Source organism: Marinobacter fuscus, assembly GCF_003007675.1.
Lineage (GTDB): Bacteria > Pseudomonadota > Gammaproteobacteria > Pseudomonadales > Oleiphilaceae > Marinobacter > Marinobacter fuscus.
In genome coordinates, this window is the sequence record NZ_PXNP01000023.1 from 101,668 (window position 1) to 125,154 (window position 23,487).

The following is a 23,487-nucleotide window of genomic DNA, read 5'->3' on the forward strand; positions in this document are numbered from 1 at the left end:
AACTGCTTTCGTAATGCTTATCCCTCGGCGCGATTGCTTAACTTTGAGTTAACTTCGTCGTAGTCGGGGCTTGTCTGCCCGAACTCCGGTTGGATCTCTCCGCTTATCAGCCAAAGTGCATACTGTGGATAGAGATCCTTCAACACTTCCAGTTCCCTGGTGCTCATACGAACGTCTTTATAAAGGACGTTCTTCCACCGGCTATGACCTATGTCACTGCCTCTTACGAGCTGATCAATTCCAACTCTCTTTATTAAAAGTTTTGCTCGCTCGTCTATTAATTCCATAAAAGTCTAAAAATTAAGTGTTGTGGTTAAGTGTAAATATTGCACTAACGCGCCTGTGAGGCTATCATTAGTTCAGTGTAATAATTAAGTTTAAATAGTGATAATCACTGCAACACACTGCAAGGTACTGAACATGATAGACGAGCAGATCACCGAAAGCATTAGCGACAAGCTCCAGTCGGGAACACCCCCGATGATGGATTGGCGCGCTTTTGCTGACTGGATCTCTGTTGATCACACAGTCGTTCATATGTGGCTGCATCGTGCTTACATCCCGTCTATCAAGATTGGTCGCCGTCGCCTGGTGAATCTGGTTCAGCTGGTAGAGCAACTGAAAGGGGAGGGTGAGTGATGAAGCGCCTTAACCGCGTAGGCCAAAAGGTACAGACCATTATCCGTGTAGCTGCTGACAAGGGCCGCACCCTGGCTAACACGTTCTATTTCTTCAATGGCTCTGAATTCGTCGCTTCTGCTGAGCGCCTTGGGCCTGCCCGCATGGTCGCCCCTGGCACGGTTGCCGTCAGTGTCTCCGGTCGCCAGTGGGTTGCCGTAGGTGGTGATCGTCTCAACGGTGCTACTGGCTGGGCTTTCGTGTCTCCATCTGTTGATCGCCCTTCTCAAGACGGTGATGCCGCCCGTTTCAGCGACAACAACAAGGCTTTGAAGCTCCGCGCCAAGCTTGATCAGTACCTGGACTACTTCCATGACTGCAAGGGCGTCTTGCCTCATTCCGTCATTCTTCGCGGCGAACAATTCCGCACCCTCGGCGCATTGCCTGGCCAGGTCTATAAAGGCGTCCGCCTGGAGTCCTTCTCATGACCAACATCATTCCCCCTCGCAAGCGCCAGCAAAAGGACGAAGAAAAGCGCTTTTACGTCACGGCTAAGCGTTCCGTAAAGCTCCAGCTGGAACAGGAAGCCTTCGACCGTGGTACGGACGTCTGGACGCTCGGCGGGCTGGTGATTGAAGCCTGGTTGAAGGCTGGATGTCCTGATTTCGGTTTCTCTGGCCAACCTCCCGTGTCTGAAAATCCGCCCCCGTCATCGTCGCCATCGCAGCTCGCGGACGATCAGGGAGGCGCGGAATGACCGGCGCAAGGCTGCGCAGCACGCGTAGCGCTTGGCCTTGCGCTGGTCAGGCCGTGACTCACAGTCCGCAACCAGGAGCTGCGTTGGCGCCGGTGTCGGGGGTGGATGACCGCCCCTTGATTCAGAACCGGAGCGGTGAGCAAAGGAGGCAAGCGGAGCGCGGCAGGCAACAGGGATCGTTACCCGTAAGGGCCGAAACCTTAGTTTCGGGGAGCGAAGCGAGTAGAGCCCGCCCCGGAGGGGTTGCAAGAAAGCCGGTGCTATTGAGTTTGACGGCAAAAGAAGCCCGGCAATTACAGAAAAGTCTGGAGCGTCAGTTAAAGGCAATTCGATCAAGCCTGACGTTCTGGAAACACGAAATGGCCTTTGGCCAGAAACCGCCCTTCGACATGGCCGCCAAGGCCTACGAAGCGGAGTTGATACAGCGCCTATACCTGGAACTGTTCGACGCAAACAAGGCAATTAAAAAATCTGAAACGGCCTATAAAGCGGCCAAAAACCCGGAGAAATAAGCCATGCAATTCGAAATGACAACCACCGTATTCAGCGCCAACAAAGTAACCGTTGAGGGCCGTACCTATTGCAGCGTTTTTACTGGACAACCACCGGTTGGCGATAGCGCTGAAAACACCCTGGGCGTTGAAGTGACCAAAATCAGCGCAGAACCGGAAGTATTCGAACAGCTCAAGCGTGAAGGTTATCAGCCGGGGCAGTCCCCTCAAGATTTCAAGCTTGTGGCCATGCTCAAAAAGGCGGCTAACGGTAAAAGCCAGCCGCACATCATCGCCGTTGTTCCAGGGCATAAAACCCCTGCAGAGCCACAGAAAAAGGCTTCATAACCCATGGTTGCCGTCGTGAGAGTAACGGAACTTGGCCGGGAACGTCGCTGCACAAAATGCGGCGAGTTCTGGCCGGAAGATCGAGAGTTCTTTTACATCGGCAATCGCAGGAACCAGAACAAGCCCTGTGTTCAGCAACCGTGCAAAGCCTGCTGCGTGGAACTGCCTTCCAGGAAGTCCCGCAAAGCGGCACAGAAAGGAGTCCGGAAAGATGAAGTTATTAATCGTTGTCACCGCCTGTTTCTTAGCGGGTTTCCTGCTCGGGGACGCTCACGGTTACAGCCAAGCGTTCCAGCATATTGAGGCTGTGCAATGGGCAAATTGATCTCGTGTGACGGTGACTGGACGGCAACAGCCAGCGGCTGGGATTGCACCGGAGCCGTCACGCAGATTGTGTATTCCGCACCTGTGGAATACACACCGGCAATGATTACCGAGGCGCTGTTTTACGGTTTCTCGGTAACGTTGCCACTCCTGGCGGTCGCATGGGGCGGGCGTCAAATCATTAAGATGGTGAGGTAACACTATGAACGCAGTTAAATTCCAGGCTTCTCAGCCAAAGAAATGGGGCCGCCGCTCCGTAGCTGTAGGCGTGATCGGTGCGTCTGTGTTGGGTTCCGGCGCTGTTAGCGCAGCGGATTGGACGTCAATGACCACGGGCCTCAGCTTTGCTGGTGAAGAGTCGGCGATTATCGCTATTACAGGTGTACTGTTTACGTTCTACGTCGTTCGAAAAGGGGCGAATCTGCTGCTTAGCATGATTCGATAAGCGCAAAACCTAGCCACGGTTAACAGCCGTGGCTTTTTTCTTTGAGGCAGTGACTATGGCGGAATTGTGGGACTGGACGTTTTTCGTGATGGGGGCGGGGTTGTGCGTTTACTTATTCAAAGATGTTTGATAGTTGCGCTCCTGATTTTTTCGCATTCTGTCAACGCTGCTCAGCAAGCTGAAACCGACGGAACCTGTCAAAGATACCGCACTTGGTATGATCAATATGGCGCTTGTGATCTCCCTGCACCATCAAAGCAGGCCGTTTCTAGCACAGTAGAAACCTATTGGAATAACGATTACCACACGAAAACTAGGTTTGTTTGTACTGATGCAGCTTATCCTGATCTTGTCAAAATCGGTACTAAGAACGGTCACCCCGAGTACGAATGTCAGCAGCCTCCTGTATGTGAAGAGTTGAGCCATGAACCTAACGGCGACACTATAACCGCGTGCGGATCGTGCCAGGGCGGCTGGATACCAGCTGAGGGTGATTACAGTCCTGGATCAGAATCTGGTACCGAAGCCCCTTATCAATGTATGCGTAATCGTGAACCTGGCGAATGTCAGGCACAAGGTCAAGTCGAAGTTGTTACAGAATTAGGCGCGTTTTGCGTTAATGAATGTGCACACGGCATGTTCAATGGTGTCTGTCTTCCCCCTCCTGAACCTCCCAGTGATTGCGAAGCGCCAGATCCCAACACAGGTGAGGGCGGTTCACCGGACTATCGCGGACAAGTTGTTCTCGGTTACGGCAAACCACCGATCAACGCTTGCGGCGATTTTGACCAGTGCTCCGGTGACAAACCCGGGCAAGTGGGCTTTGTAAACGGTGAGTTGCGTTGTATTTCCGAGGATTATGGTATACCTCAGTGTAAGAAAGGCACGATAAATGAAATTCTGGTCGGTGATAGTTACGGTTTCGCATGTCAGCCCTTGGAAAATCAGCCAGAAGAGCCAGAAACTCCTGAAGAACCAAACACAGATACGGACGGCGACGGCCAGCCGGACGAATACAATCCGGACAACGATCCAAATATCAACCGAAAACAGTTGGATCAGCTGAACAAAGGCCAGGACAAGACTAACCAGTCTCTTAGCAACCTGGAAAAGCTCGGCAAGGGCACTAATGATCGTCTTGATGATATTTCTGAGGATGTCGACGATCTTGTCGGTTTAACTGGTCAGATAAATGACAAGCTGAACGCTCCCGATGGTGGTCTAAGTACCGATCGTTTAGGTAGTGCGCCGGAATTTTCGGAAACGGCAGCGCGTTTAAAAACGGTCATATTTGATAATCCTACAATTCAAGCGGTGACTACTTTACCAGGTATTGCCTCTAATATGAGTTGTCCGACATGGACAATTCCTTCAAATGAGTATGTAGGGCCGATTGTAATGGATATTCATTGCAGTATTTTCGAGAACCATCGAAGCATGTTTTCCGGGCTGTTCATATTTCTATGGACAGTGACAGCAATATTTATATTTTTGAGGGCATAAAAATGTTCCAGGCAATTATTGACGCCTTTATTGATATTGTTTTGTTTGTACCTCGTTGGATTTTCAAATTAAATGTTGATGTGATTGAAGTGCTACTGGGCTGGTTGCCCGTTATTGATATTCAGGATCCGGCGGTTCTTGCGTCCGGTATACCTGGTGATGTTCTCTACTTCACGACGATGATGGAGTTGCCATATGGTCTTGCGGCTGCCGGTAGTGCGTTATTTGCCAGGTTTGTGTTACGTCGAATACCGCTTATCGGGGGCTAACTATGTCGATTGTTGGTTACTCCGGCTTGCCTGGCTCCGGTAAATCGTACGGCGTAGTTGAAAACGTTATTATCCCTGCACTGGAGGCCGGGCGGCATGTGATGACTAACATACCGCTTAAAACGGGGCGTTTATCCGACGATTTTCCTAAAGGGCGCGTTACGATATTCAACAACAAGGACGCGGAGGACGATCCCGAATTTTTCAATCTCGACGATCATCCAGGTGGTGTCATTTGGGTCATTGATGAGGCGTGGCGCTTCTGGAAAAGCGGTATGAAATCGGTGCATATACCCGAGAAGCAAAAGGAGTTTTTTACAGAACACCGGCATGTGGTCGGCGATGATGGCCGAACAAATGAAATAGTATTAGTAACGCAGGATTTATCCCAGCTTTGCATATTTGTTCGGGGTCTTATTGAGGAAACCTTTAGAGCAGTCAAATTGACCGCAATTGGACAATCAAACAAATACAGGATTGATGTTTATATGGGGGCAGCTCAAGGGCAAAAGCCCGGCAAGCCGCTGCGGCAGTTGTACGGTAGTTATAAGCCTGAGATTTACCAGTATTACAGAAGTCACACAAGGAATAAGACTGATTTTGTTGCCGGAATGGAAGAAAAAGCCGATGACCGAGCCAACGTATTAAAGCATCCGCTAATTAGGTTCGGAATGCCGTTCGCCTTAGTCGTCGGTATCTTTGGTGTATACCGTATGTATAACTATTTTCAATCGGATCCGTTGGACGAACCCCAGCCCCAGGTATCACAAAATCCACCAATTAGTACAGCACCTGTACAGTCATCCAACCCGCGAACAAACGCACAGCCGCCTAGGCAGTCGATCCATCAGGTAGCACACGAGATTGAAACGGATTGGTTACCGATTTCCGATCAGTGGCGGATCGTCGGGGAGGTTAACGGTGTTTATTGGATCTGGGGTGATGCCGGCACCCGAAAAATCCATTCGCGTATTTGCGCAACAACGTTAAACACCGGCGAGCCGTATTGTGTGATCGGCGGCAAGCGAGTCACGTTCTACAGTTTCAGGGAGCCATCCCGGGACGTGCCTAATGACGAATCACGGGGGTATGAACTGAAGCTCGGTTCTGATGGGGCGTGAATGCGAGCGGAGCGACCATCACGCCCCATCAGAATCCGGGGCTTAGACGTCCCTGTAACACGTCTCATAGATAACACGTAAGTATTTCATAACGTATCACAAGGAATCACAAAATGGCCGTTAGGGATTTTGAAAGGTTCGACGTAACGACCGGGGAAACCGGAAAAGGTGATCTGTTCATTTCTGAGGGTAAACAGTACAACCTTCAGGGCGTTAACGTGCTCTGGTCCGGAGTTGATACCGTGCGCCAGCTATACCAGGGCCGGTTACGGCCTGAAGTCCTTGCCGATATCGTTACCGCATACGAACAGGGCCACGGCGCAATGATCAGTATCAATAACCTGGACTGGGCCGTAATGTCTGGTCGCCGTGGTGGCTTCCGTTATCTGCTTCAGAACCGTGAATACGGTCTTACCATGCTGGTTCAGAACTTCTATGCTGAACCGGACTCCCTGGGCACGCACGTCAAAATAGAAACGTCTCCTACCTGGTTGTATGAGCGTGGAAGTCAACAGGTTCAGGACGAGCTGAATTTCTGGGCGCGTCATTTTCTTCAAGCGTGTGAGCCTTCCGGCGTTGCAATTCACCTGGCAGTGGATTTCCAAGGGTGGCAACCTCCCCAGGATTTTGCGCAACGATTTGTAACACGCGCAAAAACAGTCAGTGTTTACAACGGGGTCAGTGATCTGGAATGGGAAACCGGTTCAACGGTGAACGGTCGCGGTGAAACCTTCACCTTCGGCAAGGCTAACAGCCTTCAGACGTGTCTCTACGACAAGTCCAAGGAAATCGACGTTTCCGACAAGCGGGCATTTATGGAAAGCATTTGGGAAACGGCCACGAACGAACAGTGTTTCCCGGATACCTGCTATGACCAGGAACAACCGGTTTGGCGTCTTGAAATCCGTTTTCATCACCGCATCATCAATGAAATTGCGGACGGTACCGAGGGAATGCCGGTCATCAAGTCGTTTATCGAGGCTGTACCTCACCTAACTGGCTTTTGGCGGTATGCGCTTCGGGCTAACCGTCTGGAAGTTCGTAAAAACTGGGTGCATCCGATTTGGACTAAGCTCCGGGATGATGTTGTGTTCACTCACCCCGCCCCTCAGCTCCTGTACAAACGCGCAAAAAAGGAACCCGGTTGCGGTAACGAAAAAAACGTTTCCCTGGCCTTTGGCAACCTTCTGTCAATTTATGCACGCAACCGGTTTAACCCTCGCCAGGCTTGGGATTGCCTCAAGAAAAGCGGCCTGTGGGATGATCTGACCAACTATTACCGAAACCGGGACATTACCGAAAACGAACTGTTTCAGCTCGTTCAGGACGGTCTGATAAAGCGTCGTCTGTTGGGTAAGGTCTGCGCGTGATACGAAAGATTAAAACGGGGTGGGAAGTCGATTTTTACCCTCAAGGTCGTACCGGTCGAAGAATTCGAAAGCGTGGTTTTAAGACTCGCCTTGATGCCGTCGCTTGGTTGCGTCGCTTTGAGAACAAAGGCTCTGGTGCTGGTCGCCGCTTGTCTGATCTGGTTAATTACTGGCATGAGCACCATGGCTGCACGCTTAAGGACAGTCAACAACGGCTTAGCCGTCTTAATGGTATTGTGGCTCGGTTGCGTGATCCGTTAACCGTTGATTTTAGTGCTTCCGACTGGATTGAATACCGAGTTGCCAGGCTAAAACAGGTCAAGGCCTCTACGGTCAATCACGAACAGCGATACCTTAAAGCGGTTTTTTCGGAGTGCGTCCGTCTTGGAGTGATACGGGATAATCCCATTGAAAAGGTTCGCCAGGTCAAAGAGCAACATCACGAAATGATGTTCCTTACCCTGGATCAGTGTTACCAGCTCTTGACCGAGTGTGAATCCAGCACCAACAACCATACCTGGTGTGTAGCGGCTATTTGTTTGGCAACCGGTGCCAGGTGGGGAGAGGCGGAAGGCCTGACGTATTCGGGGTGGTTACCAGGTAAGGTAATTTTCAAAGACACGAAAAACGGACAGGATCGGGCTGTTCCGATTCTTCCTCACTTACAGGAACAGATAAAACCTCGCCTTCGCCCTGGTCCCGGTAGGCTCTTTGATTCGTGCCGCTCGGCGTTTCGATCAGCTTATCAGCGTTGTGGTTTTGAAACTCCGCAACAGCTTACCCACATACTCCGGCATACCTTCGCCAGTCATTACATGATGAATGGCGGCGACTTGTTGACTCTCCAGCGTATCCTTGGCCACGGCTCAATAACGATGACGATGCGTTACGCTCACCTGGCACCGAATCACCTTGAATCGGCTTTGAGGTTTTCTCCGATGACTGCACTGTGTGGACAAGATGTAGTCAACATGTAGTCGAACCAATAAAAAAGGGCTACCGCGTTAACGGTAACCCTTTGAAATCTGGTAGCAAGGGGCGGAGTCGAACCGCCGACCCCAGCATTATGAGTGCTGTGCTCTAACCAACTGAGCTACCTTGCCATTTCGTTGTGGGCTTCGCCCCAAACGAGGCGCGTATTCTCGGTATTTTGGTGGGGCCTGTCAAGGCCTTCCACGCAAATTTTTCCGATACTACACGTTGAACCGGAAATGGATTACGTCACCGTCTTTGACGATGTAGTCTTTGCCTTCCAGGCGCCACTTTCCGGCATCCTTGGCGCCCGCTTCACCGCTGTACTGCACGTAGTCGTCGTAGCTGATGACTTCGGCGCGGATAAAGCCCCGTTCGAAGTCGGTGTGGATCACACCCGCTGCCTGGGGCGCGGTGGCGCCGATTTTAACGGTCCAGGCGCGCACTTCTTTTACGCCAGCGGTAAAGTAGGTTTGCAGGCCCAGCAGGCTGTAACCGGCGCGAATTACCCGGTCCAGGCCAGGTTCTTCCATGCCCATTTCATCCAGGAACATGGCCTTTTCTTCGTCTTCCAGCTCGGAAATTTCGGCTTCCAGCTTGTTGCAGATGGGCACAACCACGGCGTTTTCCGCTTCGGCGATTTCCCGAACCTTGTCCAGGTGCGGGTTGTTCTCGAAGCCGTCTTCGTTCACGTTGGCGATGTACATGGTGGGCTTGACGGTGAGTAGGCAAAGCTCGCGCACCAGGGCCATCTGGTCTTTGTCCAGGTTCATGCTGCGAACCGGTTTACCTTCATTCAGCACCGGCAGCAGTTTTTCGAACATCTCCAGCTGGGCCTTGGCTTCCTTGTCGCCACTCTTGGCGACGCGCTGTACCCGTTTGATGGCCTTCTCGACGGTGTCCAGGTCGGCCAGGGCCAGCTCGGTGTTGATCACTTCAATGTCGGCCACCGGGTCGACCTTGTTGGCCACGTGAATGACGTTGCCGTCTTCAAAACAGCGCACTACGTGGGCGATGGCGTCGGTCTGGCGGATGTTGGCCAGAAACTGGTTACCCAGGCCTTCGCCCTTGGATGCCCCGGCCACCAGCCCGGCAATGTCGACGAATTCCATGGTGGTGGGCAGTACCCGCTCGGGTTTGACGATCTCGGCCAGCTTGTTCAGGCGAGGATCCGGCATGGGCACCACGCCTGCGTTGGGCTCGATGGTACAGAACGGAAAGTTCTCCGCGCCAATGCCTGCTTTGGTCAGTGCGTTGAACAGAGTAGATTTGCCGACGTTGGGAAGGCCGACGATGCCGCAGTTAAAACCCATGGATTGCCTCTGCTGGTACAAAAATTTGGCTGGATTATACCGGTGTATCGATACCGGTGCGAATAGGGGCTTGTGCTTTGATCAGCTCAGGGTTTTACGCTGTGCAAGCGATTCATGGCAGCCGCCAGATTGCCATTGCTGGCATCCGGTAAAACCCGCATGACGTCATCAAAAATGGCGTTGAGCTGTTCGCTTTCCTGCTTGCCCAACCGGCCAAGCACATAGCCGGTTACTTTGCGGCTGTCGCCGGGGTGGCCAATGCCAAGGCGCAGGCGCTGGAAGTTGTTGGTGCCCAGGTGGGCGATGGTGTCGCGAAGCCCGTTGTGGCCACCGTGACCGCCGCCTTTTTTAAGTTTGGCGGTGCCCGGGGGCAGGTCGAGTTCGTCGTGAGCCACCAGAATCTGTTCAGGGGAAATCTTGAAAAAGTCGGCGAGCGCTCGAATGGCGGTGCCGCTGCGATTCATGAACGTGGTGGGGTTCAGAAGATGCAGGTCCAGGCCCTGCCACTGAACGCGGGCGTAAAGCCCGTGGTATTTCTTTTCGGGGCGTAGCGTCTGGCCCGCATCGCGGGCCAGCGCTTCGACGAACAGGGCACCGGCGTTGTGGCGGGTATTCTCGTAGTCGGCGCCCGGGTTACCCAGGCCGACGATCATGACAATATCCTGTGCCATTACCGGTATCCTTCGTCAGTGCTGCGGGAGCAATTACTCCTCGCCGCCTTCCTCGCCTTCAGCGTCTTCGGCATCGTCTGCCTTGGCGCCCTTCGGCTTATGGATAGACACAACCGGCAGGTTGTGGTCTTCGCCCTGCTGCAGCGCCGGAATACGAACACCTTCCGGCAGTTTCAGGTCGCTCAGGTGAACCACCTGATCCATCTCCACGTCCGTCAGGTCGACTTCGATGAACGACGGCAGGTTCTGCGGCAGACACGCAACTTCAACCTCTGTCATCAGACGGAAAGCAACGCCACCGAAGGTCTTGATGGCCGGAGCGGTGTCTTCGTTCACCAGATGAACCGGTACCTGAACAAAGATTTCGTGGTCTTTGTCAACGCGCTGGAAGTCGGCGTGGCTCAGCAGCAGCTTGTACGGGTGACGCTGCAGATCCTTCAGGATCACGCTTTCTTTCTGGCCCTGAATGTCGATGGTCAGAACATGGGAGAAGAAGGCTTCGTTTTCGATGGCCTTTTTCAGCTCGTTATGCCAGATCGCAATCGGCATGGCTTCCTTGTTACCGCCATAGATGATGGCCGGAATTTTCTTCTCTTCGCGACGCAGGCGGCGGCTCGCACCTTTCCCCTGATCGTCACGAGGAAATGCTTCAATTACAAAATCCTGAGACATGGTTATTACCTCGGTTGTCATCTGAGTGGCCCGCGACCAGGCATCGAAACAGATGAGTTTTCATAAAGACCGGATTTCCGGTCGACGAAAAGAGTCGGGAGCCCTGTTGGACTCCCGACTCGGAAACTGCCTGAAAGTCTGTTACATCAGCGCGTTGGCTGTGTCAGACATTCTCGAACATGGCACTGATGGACTCTTCGTTGCTTACCCGACGAATCGATTCGGCAAGCAGTCCAGCCATGCTGAGGGGGCGGATTCTATCACAATTTTTGGCTTTGTCACCCAGCGGAATGGTGTCGCAGACCACTAGCTCGTCCAGCTCGGAGTTGTTGATGTTCTCAATGGCCGGGCCAGACAGCACCGGGTGGGTGATGTAGGCCACAACCCGGGAAGCGCCACGCTCTTTCAGAGCATTAGCGGCTTTACACAGGGTGCCTGCAGTATCAACGATATCGTCAACCAGGATGCAGGTTTTGTCTTGCACATCACCAATGATGTGCATGACCTGGGAAACGTTGGCCTTCGGGCGACGCTTGTCGATGATGGCCAGATCGGCATCGTCCAACCGCTTGGCGACGGCGCGGGCGCGAACCACGCCGCCAACGTCTGGGGACACCACAACAAAGTTTTCGAAACGCTGCTTTTCGATGTCTTCCAGCAGTACCGGTGTGGCGTAAATGTTGTCCACGGGAGTGTCGAAGAAGCCCTGAATCTGGTCTGCGTGCAGATCAACGGTCAGAACCCGGTCAACGCCGATGCTGGAGATCATGTCGGCAACGACTTTGGCGCTGATGGCAACACGGGTGGAGCGAACGCGGCGATCCTGGCGGGCGTACCCGTAATAAGGGATCACGGCGGTGATGCGTGTGGCGGATGCGCGACGCAGTGCGTCGGCCATCACGATCAGTTCCATCAGGTTGTCGTTGGTGGGGTAGCAGGTTGGCTGGATAATGAAAACGTCGTGGCCACGTACATTTTCATTGATCTCAACGGTGGTCTCGCCATCGCTGAAACGGCCAACGGTTGCCTGGCCCATGGGAATATGGAGTTTTCTGGCGATATCGCGTGCGAGTTCGGGATTGGCGTTGCCAGCGAAAATCATTAATTTGGACACGACAGTATCCTTCTCAGTATCGGCGGTTGAGTCAGAAGAAGCGGGAGAAAGGTGGCTGGGGTGGCAGGATTCGAACCTGCGCATGACGGGATCAAAACCCGTTGCCTTACCACTTGGCGACACCCCAATAACATCGTGCTTTTTTGGCATCATGTCAGCTCTGCTAGCTTTTGGTGTAGAGGTGAAATGTTCACCCCTTTAGCTACGAACCCCGTGATGCCGGAGGGTTTGCTTTCCCAGATAATCCGGGTTGCGGATTCTGTCGGGAAACGTCCAAAAATGCAAGCCCCGGTTCCGGTTAATCTTGCAGGTCCGAATTGTGAAAGCCAGTCCAGGCTCTGGTTTACCTCAGGATACAGTTTGCGAACTACATCCTCACAGTCGTTTCGGTACCTCGAGGCGTCTCCCTCAAAAGCGGGGCGTATTGTCATTTTTGGCGTGTCTCTTGTCAACCCTTTTTCTGAAAAAATCTTTCCGGTGTTGATGTTGCACTCGGGTTTCAGCACAAGAAACCAGTCTTCCGGCGGGTTTGCGGGGGTGAGTTGCTCGCCCACGCCCTCGCCAAAAGCGGCTCTGCCGCGCACGAACACCGGAACGTCTGCGCCCAGGTTCAGGCCCATTTCAGCCAGGGTGTCTTCGCTCAGGTTCAGTTGCCACAGATAATTCATCGCCAGCAGGGTGGTGGCTGCGTTGGAGCTGCCACCACCAAGGCCTCCGCCCATGGGCAGGCGTTTGTCGATGCGGATAACCACGCCGGGCAAAGGGCCGTCGGCGGCTTTTGCGATCAGCCTGGCAGCGCGGATGATCAGATTGTCTTCGTCGGCTACGCCGGGTATGGGGGCCTCAAGCCGGATGCCAGGATCACCCGGTGTCAGGGTAAAGGTGAGTTCGTCGCCGTAGTCCAGAAACTGGAACAGGGTCTGCAGCTCGTGATAGCCGTCAGGGCGCTGGCCAACAATGTGTAAAAACAGGTTGAGTTTGGCCGGGGAGGGCAGGGTTAACGGGGTGAGCACCGGTTAATTCTCCCGTTGCCATTCGGTGATTACTACCCGCACCCGTTTGTTTTCTTTCAGGGCGGTGATTCGGGCGGGGAGGGCCGGGAGCTCGTCAACAAAGGTCTGCCACCGGTCGTAACGGATCTCCCAGCCATTCTGTTCAAGAATGGCCAACTGCCGGTTCTGGTCGAACAATAAGCGGAAATTGCCGTCCGGTGCCGGCAGGCCCCGAATCCACCAGGCCAGGTTGTCTACGGGAAGGCTCCAGCCTGTCGCCGCTTTTACCAGTTGCTCCGGCTCCGATGAGCGGTAGCTGTCGCCGTTGGCCAGTGTCAGTTCTATGAACCCGGGTACGCCTTGCAGGCGGGTTGTTCCAAGGCCGAGAAACGAAGATGACAGCGAAAGGTCGTAGTGTTCCTGCTGCTGTTGCCAGCGGTTGATCACCGCCGTCCCGCTGTCGGAAGGCTGCTTTACCGCCAGCTTGCCCTGGAGCAGCCAGTGGTCGAAGCTGGTCAGGGCCTGGCTGCGCCTGACCCAGTCTGCCGGTGGCTGATCGGTCATGCCTTCGGGAAGCGGGGCCAACTGTATAGAGGTGCAGCCACTTAGCAGGGTTAGTGCCAGTGTGGCTATTGCCAGAAAACGCATTACCGGTTTGCTCCCGGGCCAGTCAGCCGCTCAATTGTCTCGCGCAGGATCTCGTGCTCCGGGTCTTCCTCCAGCGCTTTTTCCCATACGATGCGGGCCTGCTCCTGCTCGCCGATCGTCCACAGAGCTTCGCCGTAGTGGGCGGCCACCTCGGGGTCCGGGTAGGCGCCCCAGGCCTTGGCCAGATAGGTTAGCGCGTCTTCGGTGTTGCCCTGCAGAAATAACACCCAGCCCATGCTGTCGAGGATGGCCGGGTTGTCCGGGTCTATGCGAAGAGCCTGCTCAATAAAGCTGCGGGCTTCATCCAGACGCTCAGTTCTGATCGACAAAATGTAGCCCAGGGCATTTAATGCCACGGCGTTTTCGGGCTGGGCTTCAATGATGCTGCGCAAATCCTGTTCTGCCTGCTCCGTTTCGCCCGTGGCGTCGAAGAGCATGGCGCGTGCGTAGCGCAGTTCAATGTTGTCGGGGTGCTGTTCCAGTGCCGCACTGGCTGCGCTCAGGGCATGTTCTTGTTCGTCCTGGTCAATCAGCAAATTGACCTCCACCAGCCAGAGGTTTTCTGCGAAAGCCGGAGCCTGGCCCCGAAGCCGCTGAATGCGCTTGATGGCCTCTTCGAGCTCGCCCTGTTGGGCCTGAAGTTCGCTGGCACGGGCCAGGGCGGGCAGGAAAAAGTTGCCTCGCTCAACGCCCTGGTAGTAGCTGATGGCCTGGCGGGTGTTGCCTTCCTGTTGCTCGATCTGGCCAAGATAGAAATTGGCTTCGTCCTGGTGGTCTCCCTTTTCAATCAGGTTGCCCAGCTCAGTTCTTGCAAGATCTTCCTGGCCGTTTTCCAGCGCCACCAGTGCATAAGACAAGCGCAGCCCGGGCGTGCCGGGATAACGTTTCACCAAACGTGCAAACTCATCCTGAGCGGCTTGCAGCTGGCCTTCGCTGATCAGCATTCGGCCATAAAGAGTGCCCATCTGCCGGTTAACCGGAAAGCGCCGGGTGTTGGTGGTGAGGTAGTCCAGAGCTTCTTCTTTTTCACCGGTCTGGTACAGCAGGTCGCCCTTCAGCACAATGGCTGGCTGAAAATTCGGGGCTTGGGTCAGCAAACCATCGATACGGGCCAGGCCCTGCTCCGGTTTGCCGGTGATTTTCAGCAGCAGGGCAATGCTGTATTGAAGCTCTTCATTATCCGGGTGTTTGTCCGCCAGCCGATCATACAGTGCCAGCAGTTCTTCCTGGCGCTCGGCTGGCAGTTGCGAGGCCATCGCCGCCAGGCTATCGAAATCCGCATCCTTACCCTGGGCCATGATCTGTTCCATATGGTGCAGGGCGGTTTCCAGTTCCTGGCGCTTCACCGCCTGAATGGCGGAAACACGATGGGCCAGAACGTTATCGGGGTCGGTTTCCAGCCAGAGCTCAGCCAGTTGTGTCTGGGCGTTGTCGGCATTGAGCGACTGGGCGATGCGCATGGCACGCTCAATGACCCCCGGGTCTTTCGAGGTTTTAGCGGCTTTTACGTAGTTAACCAGAGTGACATCGTAGCGGCCGCGTTGGCCTGCCACCTCGGCCGCCAGTAATTGATACAGGACTTCCGGCTCAAAATCCGCATACTGCACGGGCGTGGTTGTTTGCCTGGCAGGCTGACTGGTGATTTCAGATTCTGTCGGCTGGGCCGACGTATCGGAAGATTCAGAGAAGACGGCGCAGCCCGGCAAAAGGGAAAAACTTAGCAGGCAGGCGGCCAGATACGGCGCAGATGTTTGCATGCAACTTCCTGTGTGCGATCGTCGATAGGTCAGTGGCCGCCGTTTTCTGCCGGCTAATTGAGGCAAGTCGGGTTTCGGCCACGGCCAAGGCCCTATAATGGCACAAGCATTTGAGCTTGCCCAACCTGTCCGCACTTGCCGAAAACAGAGTGGTTTCGGGTGGCAGGCAAGCGGCTGCCTCGGTAGAATGGCAGCGATTATCCATAATCTGGGCAGGGTTTTCTGTACTCGAAATGGCTTTCTTAACGCTGGGAATTAACCATCGCACCGCTCCCGTGGAAATCCGCGAGCGGGTGGCGTTCACGCCGGAGCGTATGGCCGAGGCCTTCTCGGAACTTCGTGCCGCCTCTGGTGCCAGCGAAGCCGCGATCCTGTCTACCTGTAACCGCACCGAGCTGTATCTGGCCGGTGACGACGACTGTGCGCCTGCGGTGTTGCGCTGGCTGGCCGGTTTTCACGAGCTGGACGTGGCCGACCTGGAAAACGTGCTGTACGTGCATCGGGATTCCGATGCTGTCCGGCACATGATGCGGGTGTCGGCCGGGCTGGATTCCATGGTGCTGGGCGAGCCCCAGATTCTCGGCCAGCTGAAAGACGCCTACGCCTTGGCCCGCAAGTACAACGCCACCGGATCTTTCCTTTCCCGCCTGTTTGAGCACACCTTCTCGGTGGCCAAGCGGGTGCGTACCCAGACGGCCATTGGCGAAAACCCGGTATCTGTGGCCTACGCGTCAGTAAGCATGGCCCAGCACATCTTTGCGGACATGTCCCGCAACAAGGCCCTGCTGATCGGTGCCGGGAAAACCATTGAGCTGGTGGCCCGCCACCTGCACGAAGCCGGTGTGCGCAATTTCCTGGTGGCAAACCGCACCCTGGAGCGCGCCCAGACTCTGGCGGAAGCCCATAACGGCAAGGGCATACTGCTGTCTGAGATTCCCGATCATTTGTCCGATGTGGATATCGTAATTTCCTCAACGGCCAGTCCGTTACCGATTCTGGGTAAAGGCGCGGTCGAGCGGGCACTGAAGAAGCGCAAGCACCGGCCTTATTTTATGGTGGATATCGCGGTACCTCGGGATATCGAGCCGGAAGTGGCTTCCCTGGCAGACGTGTACCTTTATACCGTGGACGACCTGCGCCAGGTGATTGAAGAAAACGTGCGCTCCCGTGAGGGGGCAGCCCGGGAGGCAGAGCACCTGATTGCCAGCGGTGTACAGGACTTCCTGGAGCAGTTACGGGCGCTGGATGCGGTGTCTACCCTCAAACTGTTCCGGCAGCGGGCGGAAGTGCTTCGGGATGCTGAAACCGACAAAGCGCTGCGCGCCCTGCGCAACGGTGCCGACCCGGAAACCGTACTGCGTTCCATGGCGCGGGGCCTGACCAATAAATTACTGCATCAACCCTCCATTCAGGTGCGCAAGGCCACCGCGGAAGGCCGGGCTGAAGTGACCGAATGCCTGCGAGAACTCTACCAGCTGGATGCGCTGGAAGCAGACGAGCCCACCACCACGGAAAAACTATGAAATCATCCATTCAGTTCCGCCTCGAGCAACTGGTTGAACGCTTCGAGGAAGTGAACGCCTTGCTGAGTGATGCCTCGGTTATCGCCAATCAGGACAAATTCCGGGATCTGTCCCGGGAGTTTGCCGAGATTGAACCGGTGGTAAAGTGCTTTCAGGCTTGGCGGCAGTCTCTGGATGATATTGAAACCGCACAAGAACTGGCGAAAGACGGCGATGCCGACATGCGTGAAATGGCCGAAGAAGAGCTGGCCGACGCCCGCAATCGCAGCGAAACTCTGGATGACGAACTGCAGCGTCTGATGCTGCCGAAAGACCCGAACGACACCAAAAACGTGTTTTTGGAAATCCGCGCCGGTACCGGCGGTGACGAGGCGGCGATTTTTGCCGGTGATCTGTTCCGGATGTATTCCCGCTACGCCGAGAAGCGCCGTTGGCAGGTGGAAGCCCTGAGCGAAAACGAAGGTGAGCACGGCGGCTATAAAGAAATCATTGCCCGGGTGTCTGGTGATGGCGTTTACGGTACGTTGAAGTTCGAATCCGGTGCCCATCGGGTACAGCGGGTTCCCGAAACCGAATCCCAGGGCCGGATTCACACTTCCGCCTGCACCGTGGCGGTGATGCCGGAAGCCGATGAAGCCGAAGCGATCGAAATCAACAAGGCCGACCTGCGGGTAGACACCTTCCGCTCCTCGGGTGCCGGTGGTCAGCACGTAAACAAGACCGACTCGGCCATTCGCATCACCCACCTGCCCACCGGCATGGTGGTGGAGTGCCAGGAAGAGCGTTCTCAGCACAAAAACCGCGCCAAGGCCATGAGCCTGCTGGCCTCGCGCCTGCAGAATATGGAAACCGAGAAGCAGCAGAAATCCATGGCCGAAACCCGCAAAAGCCTGGTGGGCAGTGGCGATCGCTCCGAGCGCATTCGCACCTACAACTTCCCCCAGGGCCGGGTAACCGACCACCGCATTAACCTGACCCTCTACAAGCTCGACGAAGTCATTGCCGGCGATCTCGACGCCGTGGTGGTGCCCCTGCAACAAGAGCATCAGGCCGAACTGCTGGCCGAATTGTCTAATGAACAGCAGTGAGCACCCGCTGACCTGCGAAAGTCTGCTGGTTGATGCCTCAAAGCAGATTGCCAGCGATACCCCACGGCTTGATGCCGAATTGTTGTTGTGCAAAGTCACCGGCCTGACCCGAACCGGCTTTCGCGCCTGGCCGGAGCGGGAGATCCCGGCCGAACAGGCCCGGGCTTTTCAGCAACTGGTGGCAGAACGCATTCTTGGAAAGCCGGTGGCTTATCTGCTGGGGCAGCAGGAGTTCTGGTCGCTGCCGTTGCTGGTCAGCCCCTCGACCCTGATTCCCCGCCCGGATACCGAATGCCTGGTTGAAACCGCGCTTGAGCTTGAGCTTCCCGCCAACGCCCGAGTGTTGGACCTGGGCACCGGCACCGGCGCGATTGCCCTGGCCCTGGCCAGCGAAAAGCCCCAGTGGCAGATCATGGCCAGCGACCGCGTTGCCGAGGCCGTGGAACTGGCCCGGCGCAACAGCGATCAGCTTGGCTTGCCGATAGCGGTTGTCCACAGCCACTGGTTCGATGGGCTGCCCGCCACCCGATTTGATCTGTTGATCTCCAACCCGCCATACATCCGCCAGGACGATCGTCATTTGAATGAGGGTGATGTGCGGTTTGAGCCTGCCTCGGCGCTGGTGTCCGGGGCCGATGGTCTGGACGATATCCGGCTGTTGATCCGCCAGGGCCCGGATTGGCTGACCCCGAATGGCTGGATGCTGCTGGAACACGGCCATGATCAGGGGGCAGCGGTTCGGCATTTGTTCCAGCAGGCCGGATGGCGCACCATACAGACCCGCCAGGACTATGGCGGCAACGATCGCATGACCCTGGCGCAGAACCCGCGCAACCAATAATAATGAGGGAGATCGATATGCTCAGTGATGACGAGCTGCTTCGATACAGCCGACAAATACTGATGCCCCGCTTCGACATCGCAGGCCAGCAATCACTCAAATCCGCCCGGGTGCTGGTTCTGGGCGCAGGCGGGCTCGGTTGCCCGGTGGCCCTGTATCTGGGCGCCGCGGGGGTGGGCCAGCTTACCCTGGTGGACGACGACGATATCGAACTGGCCAACCTGCAGCGCCAGATCGGCTTTGCCCAAAGCTGGATTGGTGATTCCAAAGCCCAGCGGCTGGCGGAACGGGTGCGGGCCATCAACCCGGAAATCACCGTAAACCCGGCGCAGACCCGGCTTGAAGGCGATGCTATGAACCGCCTGGTGGCAGAGGCCACGCTGGTGCTGGATTGCACCGACAACTTCAGCACCCGCTTTGCCCTCAACCGCGCCTGCGTGGCCAATGGCGTCCCGCTGGTCTCCGGCGCGGCCATCCGGGGCGAGGGCCAGGTAACCGTATACGACTCTCGCCAGCCGGAAAGCCCGTGTTACCACTGCCTCTATCCGGAACAGGGTAACGAAGACCTGACCTGCTCCGAGGCGGGTGTGATTGCCCCTCTGGTGGGCATGATTGGCGCCACCCAGGCCATGGAAGCGATCAAGGTGATCACCGGCATTGGCCGCCCGCTGGTGGGGCGCCTGTTGATACTGGATGCCTGGCAGATGGAATGGCGGGAAATGCGCCTGGCGCGCGATCCGGATTGCCCGGTGTGTGCGGGCTGAGCTCTAAGCGCTGGAGTGGGGCCGGGTTGGGCAGAGCTTTCCAAAACACGCCGTGAATACATCCCTGTAGGCTCCGTTCCGCCATCCATGGCTCCACAGGGTTTTGGAAAGCTCTGCCCAACCCGGCCCGTCATCGTTGCAGTCAGTCCTTCAAAGCCTGAAACCGCGCAATCGCCTCCTTCCGGCTTTCCTTCAGATCAACAATAGGCCTCGGGTAACCTTTAGGAATCACCCCCCCTTTTCCCGGATCGTGAATGCGCTTGGCATCCAGCTTGGCCAACTCCGGTACCCACTGGCGAATGAACTCGCCCTTGGCATCAAACCGCTCACTCTGAGTCACCGGATTGAACACCCGGAAATAGGGTGCGGCATCGGTACCGGTGCTGGCGCTCCATTGCCAACCGCCGTTGTTGGAGGCCAGAAAGCCATCCACCAGATTCTGCATGAACCAGGCTTCACCCAGGCGCCAGTCGATAAACAGATTCTTGGTGAGGAACATGGCGGTGATCATTCGCAGCCGGTTGTGCATCCAGCCGGTGGCTTTTAACTGGCGCATGGCAGCATCGACAATGGGAATGCCGGTACGGCCTTCCTTCCAGGCCTCGAAGGCGTCTCCGGGGGAGTTCCACTGCAAGGCTTCGGTTTCTGGTTTGAACGCCCGGTTCATGCTCACCCGCGGGTAGTGGTAAAGAATGTGGATGTAAAAATCCCGCCAGGCAATTTCGTTAATCCAGGTTTCAACGCCTTCGCCGGAGGCTCCGGACTCCCGGGCGGCGATCAGGCATTGACGGCCGGAAAGCACGCCGTTGGCCAGGTAAGGTGACAGCTGGCTGGTGCCATCCACCGCCGGGAAATCCCGCTGCTCTTTGTAGCTGGCCGCGCGCTCGGCAAGAAACTGCTCCAACTGATCGTGGGCGGCGTCTTCGCCGGTGGCCACCAGTGCCTCGGGGGCATTACTGAAAGGGGCGGGCAGGGTGTCGGTCTGCTCTGCTTTCACTGGCTGGCCAATGGCGGACGGAGCCGGGTGCAAGGTGGGTTGGGCTTCATCAATCCAGCTGCGCCAGCGACGGGAGAAAGGAGTGAATACCGAATAGGGTTCATTCTGCTGGGTCAGCACACTGCCCACCGGGGCCACCGTCTGGTCTCGATACTTACAGGCCTTCACCTCCGCGGCTTTGAGTTGTTCGTGCAGCTCTTTATCCCGTCGCCGTTCGTTGATGCCGTACTCTTCATTGAAGTGCACGCCCTGAATACCCTGCTCTTTACAAAGCGTCAGTAGCGCCCGGTTGCCGTCGGAAAACCGCTCGGCCTGCAAAAATGTTAAGGATATGCCGAGTTTGGCCAGGGCATTGGCCAGGGCGTTGGCGTGTTCCAGCACAAATTTCACCCGGGCGGCCGACCAGTCGTGTTCCTGCCATTGCCCGGGGGTGACCACAAAACAGGCCCGCACCGGGTCGCCGGTTTTGCAGGCCGCGGTCAGGGCCGGGTTGTCGGCCAGGCGCAAGTCGTTTCGAAACCACACTAGTTGAGTCATTGCATCTTCCGTGTTGTAGGCCCGGTGGAAATAGGGGTAAATACCGTTCGAAAAATCATAGGCTTGTATATTCGCTGCAGCCCCCGGATTGGATTATAGTTGAGCCTGATCGCCTTGTGCGGGGCGCCCGTTTGCGGAGTGTATTCAACGGCATGACAGAACAACTCACCAGCCCCTTTGAGGGTGCCTGGGCACATCCCTATCAACTGGAATCCGGCCAGACCCAGCAGCATCAGCTCGGCCATGCCCGGGTGTGGATTACCCTGCTGGATCAGGAATGGCAGATTCGGGAACAGAAGCTGGATACCGGGGCCGATCCGCTGCAATGGCAACAGCAACTGGGCCATACCCTGCCATCCACCGATATTCCGGTGCAGCGTTTTGTGCGGATGAGCGACAACGGTGTGGTGCGCTTTTACCCCGCCATGGCCGACCGGCCCACCGTGATTCGCCCCTACCAGCCCCTGACCATCCCGGCCGGTGGCCGCTGCCTGCTGTACGTTGGCACGTCTTTGTGGATGAAAGTGGCGGTTGGGACGGCGGAAACCGAACTGGCGTCCATTGCTTTAGCGATTCCGTCGATGACCTGGCTGGGCCGGAACACCATGGAAGGTGAGTTGTGTTATGCCTCCTCCACCTTTGGCCGACTGGCATTGGAAGCCATTCCCAAGCGGCCCTGGCGGGCGGTTACACCGGTGAGCATTATCAACCGGCGGGAGCAGCCGTTGTTATTGGAGCGGTTCAGCCTGCCCACTCCGTTATTGTCGCTGCACCGCAATGACAAGGGTCAGCTCTGGACGCCGGGGGTAACGGTGGAGTGTGAAACCGATATGAACTCGGCCAGCTTGCGCATAGACCATGCCGTGCCTGGCTATGCCGGAGACTGCCAGTTTATTGCACCCGCCCGGGAGAAACTGGCCAAGGGGCGGCGACTGGTGCGCGCCTTCGACCGGATGTTCGGATAATCAGAGCAAATCAGCAAAGAGGCTGCCGTTTTGTTGGAAACCATTAAAAACACCGTTGCTCATATCTTTCAGGATATCGCCTGGGGCCAGTGGCTATCTGCCGGCTTTTTGCTGATACTCGGCGCCTTCCTGGCCACCATGCTGGCCCGCAGTGTCGGGCGCCTGGTGGAAAGCCGCACCACCCGCCACCATCAGGTGATGATTCGGCGCCTGGTGTTTTACCTGGTGTTTGTGTTGTTTGCCATTGCCGGTTTGCGGGAAGCGGGTTTTTCCCTGGAGGTGGTGCTGGGTGCGGCCGGTATTTTGTCGGTGGCCATCGGGTTTGCTTCGCAAACCTCGGCTTCCAACATCATCAGTGGGTTGTTTCTGGTGATGGAGCGGCCCTTTGAAATCGGCAACGTGATTGAGGTGGATGCCACGGTGGGCGAGGTGGTGGCCATCGACCTGTTGAGTGTGAAACTGCGTACCCCGGACAACCTTTATGTGCGTATTCCCAATGAAACCCTGATTAAAACCCGGGTGGTCAACCGCTCCCGCTTTCCCATCCGCCGAATCGACCTGATGGTGGGTATCGCCTACGCTGAAGATGTGGAAACGGTAAAAGACCTGCTGTTGAACCTGGCGAAAAGCAATCTCCAGTGTTTGCAGGAACCCAAGCCGTTTGTGCTGGTAACCGGGTTTGGGCCTTCATCTGTGGATTTGCAGTTTTCCTTCTGGGTGGCCCGGGAGGAGTTTCTGGAAGGCAAGGGCAGCATGATGATTGCCATCAAGAAAGCGCTGGATGACGCCGGTATCGAAATACCCTTCCCGCACACCAGCGTTTATGCGGGCAGCCATTCCGAACCTTTCCGGATTCAGCTGGTAGAACAGGAACAACACGCAAAGGAAGCCGAGAATGTCGACAGAAAGCCATGAAGCCGTAACAACTGAACCCGTAAACGAAGCCATCAGTAAGGTTAGCCTGGGTTGGCGGGAATGGGTGGGGCTGCCGGAACTGAATATACCGCGCATCAAGGCCAAGGTAGATACCGGTGCCAGAACCTCCTGCCTGCACACGTTCCGCACCGAGCCGTATACCGAGAACGGCGAACGCCGGGTGAAGTTCTGGGTGCATCCGGTGCAGAACGACATGCACCAGGTGGTGGAATGCGATGCCCGGGTGCTGGATGAGCGCTCGGTGACCGATTCCGGCGGCCATAAGGAATTGCGACTGGTGATCGAAACCCAGGTACTGATTGGCGGCACAAGCTGGCCCATTGAAATGACACTGACCAACCGGGACACCATGCGGTTCCGGATGCTTTTAGGGCGCACCGCCATGGCGGGCCGCGCCATTGTTCACCCCGAAGCCTCTTATCTTGCCGGAGACCCGGCACCAAGGATCTGA

28 protein-coding genes and 2 tRNA genes are annotated in these 23,487 nt (G+C 56.0%); 19 read left to right on the top strand and 11 right to left on the bottom strand.

The genetic code is table 11. From position 1 onward, the window contains the following. Positions 1–420: 420 nt before the first annotated feature. From C7H09_RS06390 to C7H09_RS06405, 5 genes are all read left to right on the top strand, one after another. Complete coding sequence (locus C7H09_RS06390) at positions 421–639, top strand: hypothetical protein (RefSeq protein ID WP_106761771.1); 219 nt, start codon at positions 421–423, stop codon at positions 637–639. After that, complete coding sequence (locus C7H09_RS06395; RefSeq protein ID WP_106761772.1) at positions 639–1,106, top strand: hypothetical protein; 468 nt, start codon at positions 639–641, stop codon at positions 1,104–1,106. Before C7H09_RS06390 ends, C7H09_RS06395 begins: the two co-directional genes overlap by 1 nt. Continuing rightward, positions 1,103–1,375, top strand: coding sequence for a hypothetical protein (locus C7H09_RS06400; protein ID WP_106761773.1), 273 nt, complete (start codon positions 1,103–1,105; stop codon positions 1,373–1,375). The genes C7H09_RS06395 and C7H09_RS06400 overlap by 4 nt, the downstream gene beginning before the upstream one ends. Positions 1,376–1,476: 101 nt before the next feature. Next, positions 1,477–1,887, top strand: coding sequence for a hypothetical protein (locus C7H09_RS19720; protein ID WP_133166207.1), 411 nt, complete (start codon positions 1,477–1,479; stop codon positions 1,885–1,887). A gap of 3 nt (positions 1,888–1,890) precedes the next feature. After that, complete coding sequence (locus C7H09_RS06405) at positions 1,891–2,214, top strand: hypothetical protein (RefSeq protein ID WP_106761774.1); 324 nt, start codon at positions 1,891–1,893, stop codon at positions 2,212–2,214. Here the strand turns inward: C7H09_RS06405 and C7H09_RS19725 are convergent. Further along, positions 2,209–2,448, bottom strand: coding sequence for a hypothetical protein (locus C7H09_RS19725; RefSeq protein WP_133166208.1), 240 nt, complete (start codon positions 2,446–2,448; stop codon positions 2,209–2,211). The genes C7H09_RS06405 and C7H09_RS19725 overlap by 6 nt on opposite strands. A 78-nt stretch (positions 2,449–2,526) precedes the next feature. On the opposite strand from C7H09_RS19725, the gene C7H09_RS06410 reads away from it, so the two are divergent. The 7 genes from C7H09_RS06410 to C7H09_RS06445 all read left to right on the top strand — a co-directional run bounded on the left by C7H09_RS06410 (position 2,527) and on the right by C7H09_RS06445 (position 8,223). After that, positions 2,527–2,736, top strand: coding sequence for a hypothetical protein (locus C7H09_RS06410; RefSeq protein ID WP_106761775.1), 210 nt, complete (start codon positions 2,527–2,529; stop codon positions 2,734–2,736). Between the two features lie 4 nt (positions 2,737–2,740). Further along, positions 2,741–2,983 (top strand): hypothetical protein, encoded by a 243-nt coding sequence (locus tag C7H09_RS06415; RefSeq protein ID WP_106761776.1) that lies wholly within the window; start codon positions 2,741–2,743, stop codon positions 2,981–2,983. Between the two features lie 102 nt (positions 2,984–3,085). After that, positions 3,086–4,486, top strand: coding sequence for a hypothetical protein (locus C7H09_RS19730; RefSeq protein WP_133166209.1), 1,401 nt, complete (start codon positions 3,086–3,088; stop codon positions 4,484–4,486). A 2-nt stretch (positions 4,487–4,488) separates the two neighbouring features. Continuing rightward, entirely contained in the window at positions 4,489–4,755 is a 267-nt protein-coding gene (locus C7H09_RS06430) for a hypothetical protein (RefSeq protein ID WP_106761779.1), read from the top strand. A gap of 2 nt (positions 4,756–4,757) precedes the next feature. After that, positions 4,758–5,876, top strand: coding sequence for a zonular occludens toxin domain-containing protein (locus tag C7H09_RS06435; protein WP_106761780.1), 1,119 nt, complete (start codon positions 4,758–4,760; stop codon positions 5,874–5,876). 356 nt (positions 5,877–6,232) lie between these two features. After that, a complete protein-coding gene (locus tag C7H09_RS06440; protein WP_240616520.1) occupies positions 6,233–7,246 on the top strand; it encodes a hypothetical protein in 1,014 nt (337 codons plus the stop codon). After that, complete coding sequence (locus tag C7H09_RS06445) at positions 7,243–8,223, top strand: phage integrase (protein ID WP_106761782.1); 981 nt, start codon at positions 7,243–7,245, stop codon at positions 8,221–8,223. Before C7H09_RS06440 ends, C7H09_RS06445 begins: the two co-directional genes overlap by 4 nt. Positions 8,224–8,272: 49 nt before the next feature. On the opposite strand, the gene C7H09_RS06450 is transcribed toward C7H09_RS06445, so the two are convergent. The 9 genes from C7H09_RS06450 to C7H09_RS06490 all read right to left on the bottom strand — a co-directional run bounded on the left by C7H09_RS06450 (position 8,273) and on the right by C7H09_RS06490 (position 15,385). Beyond that, positions 8,273–8,349: transfer RNA gene (locus C7H09_RS06450), tRNA-Met, on the bottom strand. A gap of 90 nt (positions 8,350–8,439) precedes the next feature. Beyond that, positions 8,440–9,531, bottom strand: coding sequence for a redox-regulated ATPase YchF (ychF, locus tag C7H09_RS06455; protein WP_106761783.1), 1,092 nt, complete (start codon positions 9,529–9,531; stop codon positions 8,440–8,442). Positions 9,532–9,617: 86 nt separating this feature from the next. After that, positions 9,618–10,202 (bottom strand): aminoacyl-tRNA hydrolase, encoded by a 585-nt coding sequence (gene pth / locus C7H09_RS06460; protein WP_106761784.1) that lies wholly within the window; start codon positions 10,200–10,202, stop codon positions 9,618–9,620. A gap of 33 nt (positions 10,203–10,235) precedes the next feature. Further along, positions 10,236–10,874 (bottom strand): 50S ribosomal protein L25/general stress protein Ctc, encoded by a 639-nt coding sequence (locus C7H09_RS06465; RefSeq protein ID WP_106761785.1) that lies wholly within the window; start codon positions 10,872–10,874, stop codon positions 10,236–10,238. Positions 10,875–11,037: 163 nt separating this feature from the next. Then, entirely contained in the window at positions 11,038–11,988 is a 951-nt protein-coding gene (locus C7H09_RS06470) for a ribose-phosphate diphosphokinase (protein ID WP_106761786.1), read from the bottom strand. Positions 11,989–12,040: 52 nt separating this feature from the next. Next, positions 12,041–12,115 (bottom strand) — tRNA-Gln (locus C7H09_RS06475). A gap of 22 nt (positions 12,116–12,137) precedes the next feature. Further along, a complete protein-coding gene (gene ispE / locus C7H09_RS06480) occupies positions 12,138–13,001 on the bottom strand; it encodes a 4-(cytidine 5'-diphospho)-2-C-methyl-D-erythritol kinase (protein WP_106761787.1) in 864 nt (287 codons plus the stop codon). Between the two features lie 3 nt (positions 13,002–13,004). Further along, positions 13,005–13,628 carry a lipoprotein insertase outer membrane protein LolB gene (lolB, locus tag C7H09_RS06485; protein WP_106761788.1) on the bottom strand — a complete coding sequence of 208 codons (624 nt, stop codon included), beginning with the start codon at positions 13,626–13,628 and terminating at the stop codon, positions 13,005–13,007. Then, positions 13,628–15,385 carry a tetratricopeptide repeat protein gene (locus tag C7H09_RS06490; protein WP_106761789.1) on the bottom strand — a complete coding sequence of 586 codons (1,758 nt, stop codon included), beginning with the start codon at positions 15,383–15,385 and terminating at the stop codon, positions 13,628–13,630. Before C7H09_RS06490 ends, lolB begins: the two co-directional genes overlap by 1 nt. Before the next feature lie 233 nt (positions 15,386–15,618). On the opposite strand from C7H09_RS06490, the gene hemA reads away from it, so the two are divergent. Genes hemA through C7H09_RS06510 form a run of 4 tightly spaced genes read left to right on the top strand, consistent with a single transcriptional unit; the run spans position 15,619 to position 19,601 of the window. Then, positions 15,619–16,908: a glutamyl-tRNA reductase gene (gene hemA, locus C7H09_RS06495; protein WP_106761790.1), complete on the top strand. Its 1,290-nt coding sequence runs from the start codon at positions 15,619–15,621 to the stop codon at positions 16,906–16,908. Continuing rightward, positions 16,905–17,996 (top strand): peptide chain release factor 1, encoded by a 1,092-nt coding sequence (gene prfA, locus C7H09_RS06500; protein ID WP_106761791.1) that lies wholly within the window; start codon positions 16,905–16,907, stop codon positions 17,994–17,996. Before hemA ends, prfA begins: the two co-directional genes overlap by 4 nt. Beyond that, entirely contained in the window at positions 17,983–18,837 is an 855-nt protein-coding gene (gene prmC, locus C7H09_RS06505) for a peptide chain release factor N(5)-glutamine methyltransferase (protein ID WP_106761792.1), read from the top strand. The genes prfA and prmC overlap by 14 nt, the downstream gene beginning before the upstream one ends. Positions 18,838–18,854: 17 nt before the next feature. Continuing rightward, positions 18,855–19,601 carry a HesA/MoeB/ThiF family protein gene (locus tag C7H09_RS06510; RefSeq protein WP_106761951.1) on the top strand — a complete coding sequence of 249 codons (747 nt, stop codon included), beginning with the start codon at positions 18,855–18,857 and terminating at the stop codon, positions 19,599–19,601. A 142-nt stretch (positions 19,602–19,743) separates the two neighbouring features. Here the strand turns inward: C7H09_RS06510 and phrB are convergent, their stop codons facing one another. Next, positions 19,744–21,135 carry a deoxyribodipyrimidine photo-lyase gene (gene phrB / locus C7H09_RS06515; protein ID WP_106761793.1) on the bottom strand — a complete coding sequence of 464 codons (1,392 nt, stop codon included), beginning with the start codon at positions 21,133–21,135 and terminating at the stop codon, positions 19,744–19,746. Positions 21,136–21,287: 152 nt separating this feature from the next. On the opposite strand from phrB, the gene C7H09_RS06520 reads away from it, so the two are divergent. From C7H09_RS06520 to C7H09_RS06530, 3 genes are read left to right on the top strand one after another with little or no spacing between them, the layout of a single operon-like run. Further along, positions 21,288–22,100, top strand: coding sequence for a hypothetical protein (locus C7H09_RS06520; protein WP_106761794.1), 813 nt, complete (start codon positions 21,288–21,290; stop codon positions 22,098–22,100). A gap of 30 nt (positions 22,101–22,130) precedes the next feature. Next, positions 22,131–23,015 (top strand): mechanosensitive ion channel family protein, encoded by an 885-nt coding sequence (locus C7H09_RS06525; RefSeq protein ID WP_106761795.1) that lies wholly within the window; start codon positions 22,131–22,133, stop codon positions 23,013–23,015. Continuing rightward, complete coding sequence (locus tag C7H09_RS06530) at positions 22,996–23,487, top strand: ATP-dependent zinc protease family protein (RefSeq protein ID WP_106761796.1); 492 nt, start codon at positions 22,996–22,998, stop codon at positions 23,485–23,487. Before C7H09_RS06525 ends, C7H09_RS06530 begins: the two co-directional genes overlap by 20 nt.

Coding starts and splice junctions, on each gene's coding strand:
- C7H09_RS06390 (WP_106761771.1), top strand. CDS start 421: ATGATAGACGAGCAGATCACCGAAAGCATTAGCGACAAGCTCCAGTCG.
- C7H09_RS06395 (WP_106761772.1), top strand. CDS start 639: ATGAAGCGCCTTAACCGCGTAGGCCAAAAGGTACAGACCATTATCCGT.
- C7H09_RS06400 (WP_106761773.1), top strand. CDS start 1,103: ATGACCAACATCATTCCCCCTCGCAAGCGCCAGCAAAAGGACGAAGAA.
- C7H09_RS06405 (WP_106761774.1), top strand. CDS start 1,891: ATGCAATTCGAAATGACAACCACCGTATTCAGCGCCAACAAAGTAACC.
- C7H09_RS06410 (WP_106761775.1), top strand. CDS start 2,527: ATGGGCAAATTGATCTCGTGTGACGGTGACTGGACGGCAACAGCCAGC.
- C7H09_RS06415 (WP_106761776.1), top strand. CDS start 2,741: ATGAACGCAGTTAAATTCCAGGCTTCTCAGCCAAAGAAATGGGGCCGC.
- C7H09_RS06430 (WP_106761779.1), top strand. CDS start 4,489: ATGTTCCAGGCAATTATTGACGCCTTTATTGATATTGTTTTGTTTGTA.
- C7H09_RS06435 (WP_106761780.1), top strand. CDS start 4,758: ATGTCGATTGTTGGTTACTCCGGCTTGCCTGGCTCCGGTAAATCGTAC.
- C7H09_RS06440 (WP_240616520.1), top strand. CDS start 6,233: ATGTCTGGTCGCCGTGGTGGCTTCCGTTATCTGCTTCAGAACCGTGAA.
- ychF (WP_106761783.1), bottom strand. CDS start 9,531: ATGGGTTTTAACTGCGGCATCGTCGGCCTTCCCAACGTCGGCAAATCT.
- pth (WP_106761784.1), bottom strand. CDS start 10,202: ATGGCACAGGATATTGTCATGATCGTCGGCCTGGGTAACCCGGGCGCC.
- C7H09_RS06465 (WP_106761785.1), bottom strand. CDS start 10,874: ATGTCTCAGGATTTTGTAATTGAAGCATTTCCTCGTGACGATCAGGGG.
- lolB (WP_106761788.1), bottom strand. CDS start 13,628: ATGCGTTTTCTGGCAATAGCCACACTGGCACTAACCCTGCTAAGTGGC.
- C7H09_RS06490 (WP_106761789.1), bottom strand. CDS start 15,385: ATGCAAACATCTGCGCCGTATCTGGCCGCCTGCCTGCTAAGTTTTTCC.
- hemA (WP_106761790.1), top strand. CDS start 15,619: ATGGCTTTCTTAACGCTGGGAATTAACCATCGCACCGCTCCCGTGGAA.
- prfA (WP_106761791.1), top strand. CDS start 16,905: ATGAAATCATCCATTCAGTTCCGCCTCGAGCAACTGGTTGAACGCTTC.
- prmC (WP_106761792.1), top strand. CDS start 17,983: ATGAACAGCAGTGAGCACCCGCTGACCTGCGAAAGTCTGCTGGTTGAT.
- C7H09_RS06510 (WP_106761951.1), top strand. CDS start 18,855: ATGCTCAGTGATGACGAGCTGCTTCGATACAGCCGACAAATACTGATG.
- phrB (WP_106761793.1), bottom strand. CDS start 21,135: ATGACTCAACTAGTGTGGTTTCGAAACGACTTGCGCCTGGCCGACAAC.
- C7H09_RS06520 (WP_106761794.1), top strand. CDS start 21,288: ATGACAGAACAACTCACCAGCCCCTTTGAGGGTGCCTGGGCACATCCC.
- C7H09_RS06530 (WP_106761796.1), top strand. CDS start 22,996: ATGTCGACAGAAAGCCATGAAGCCGTAACAACTGAACCCGTAAACGAA.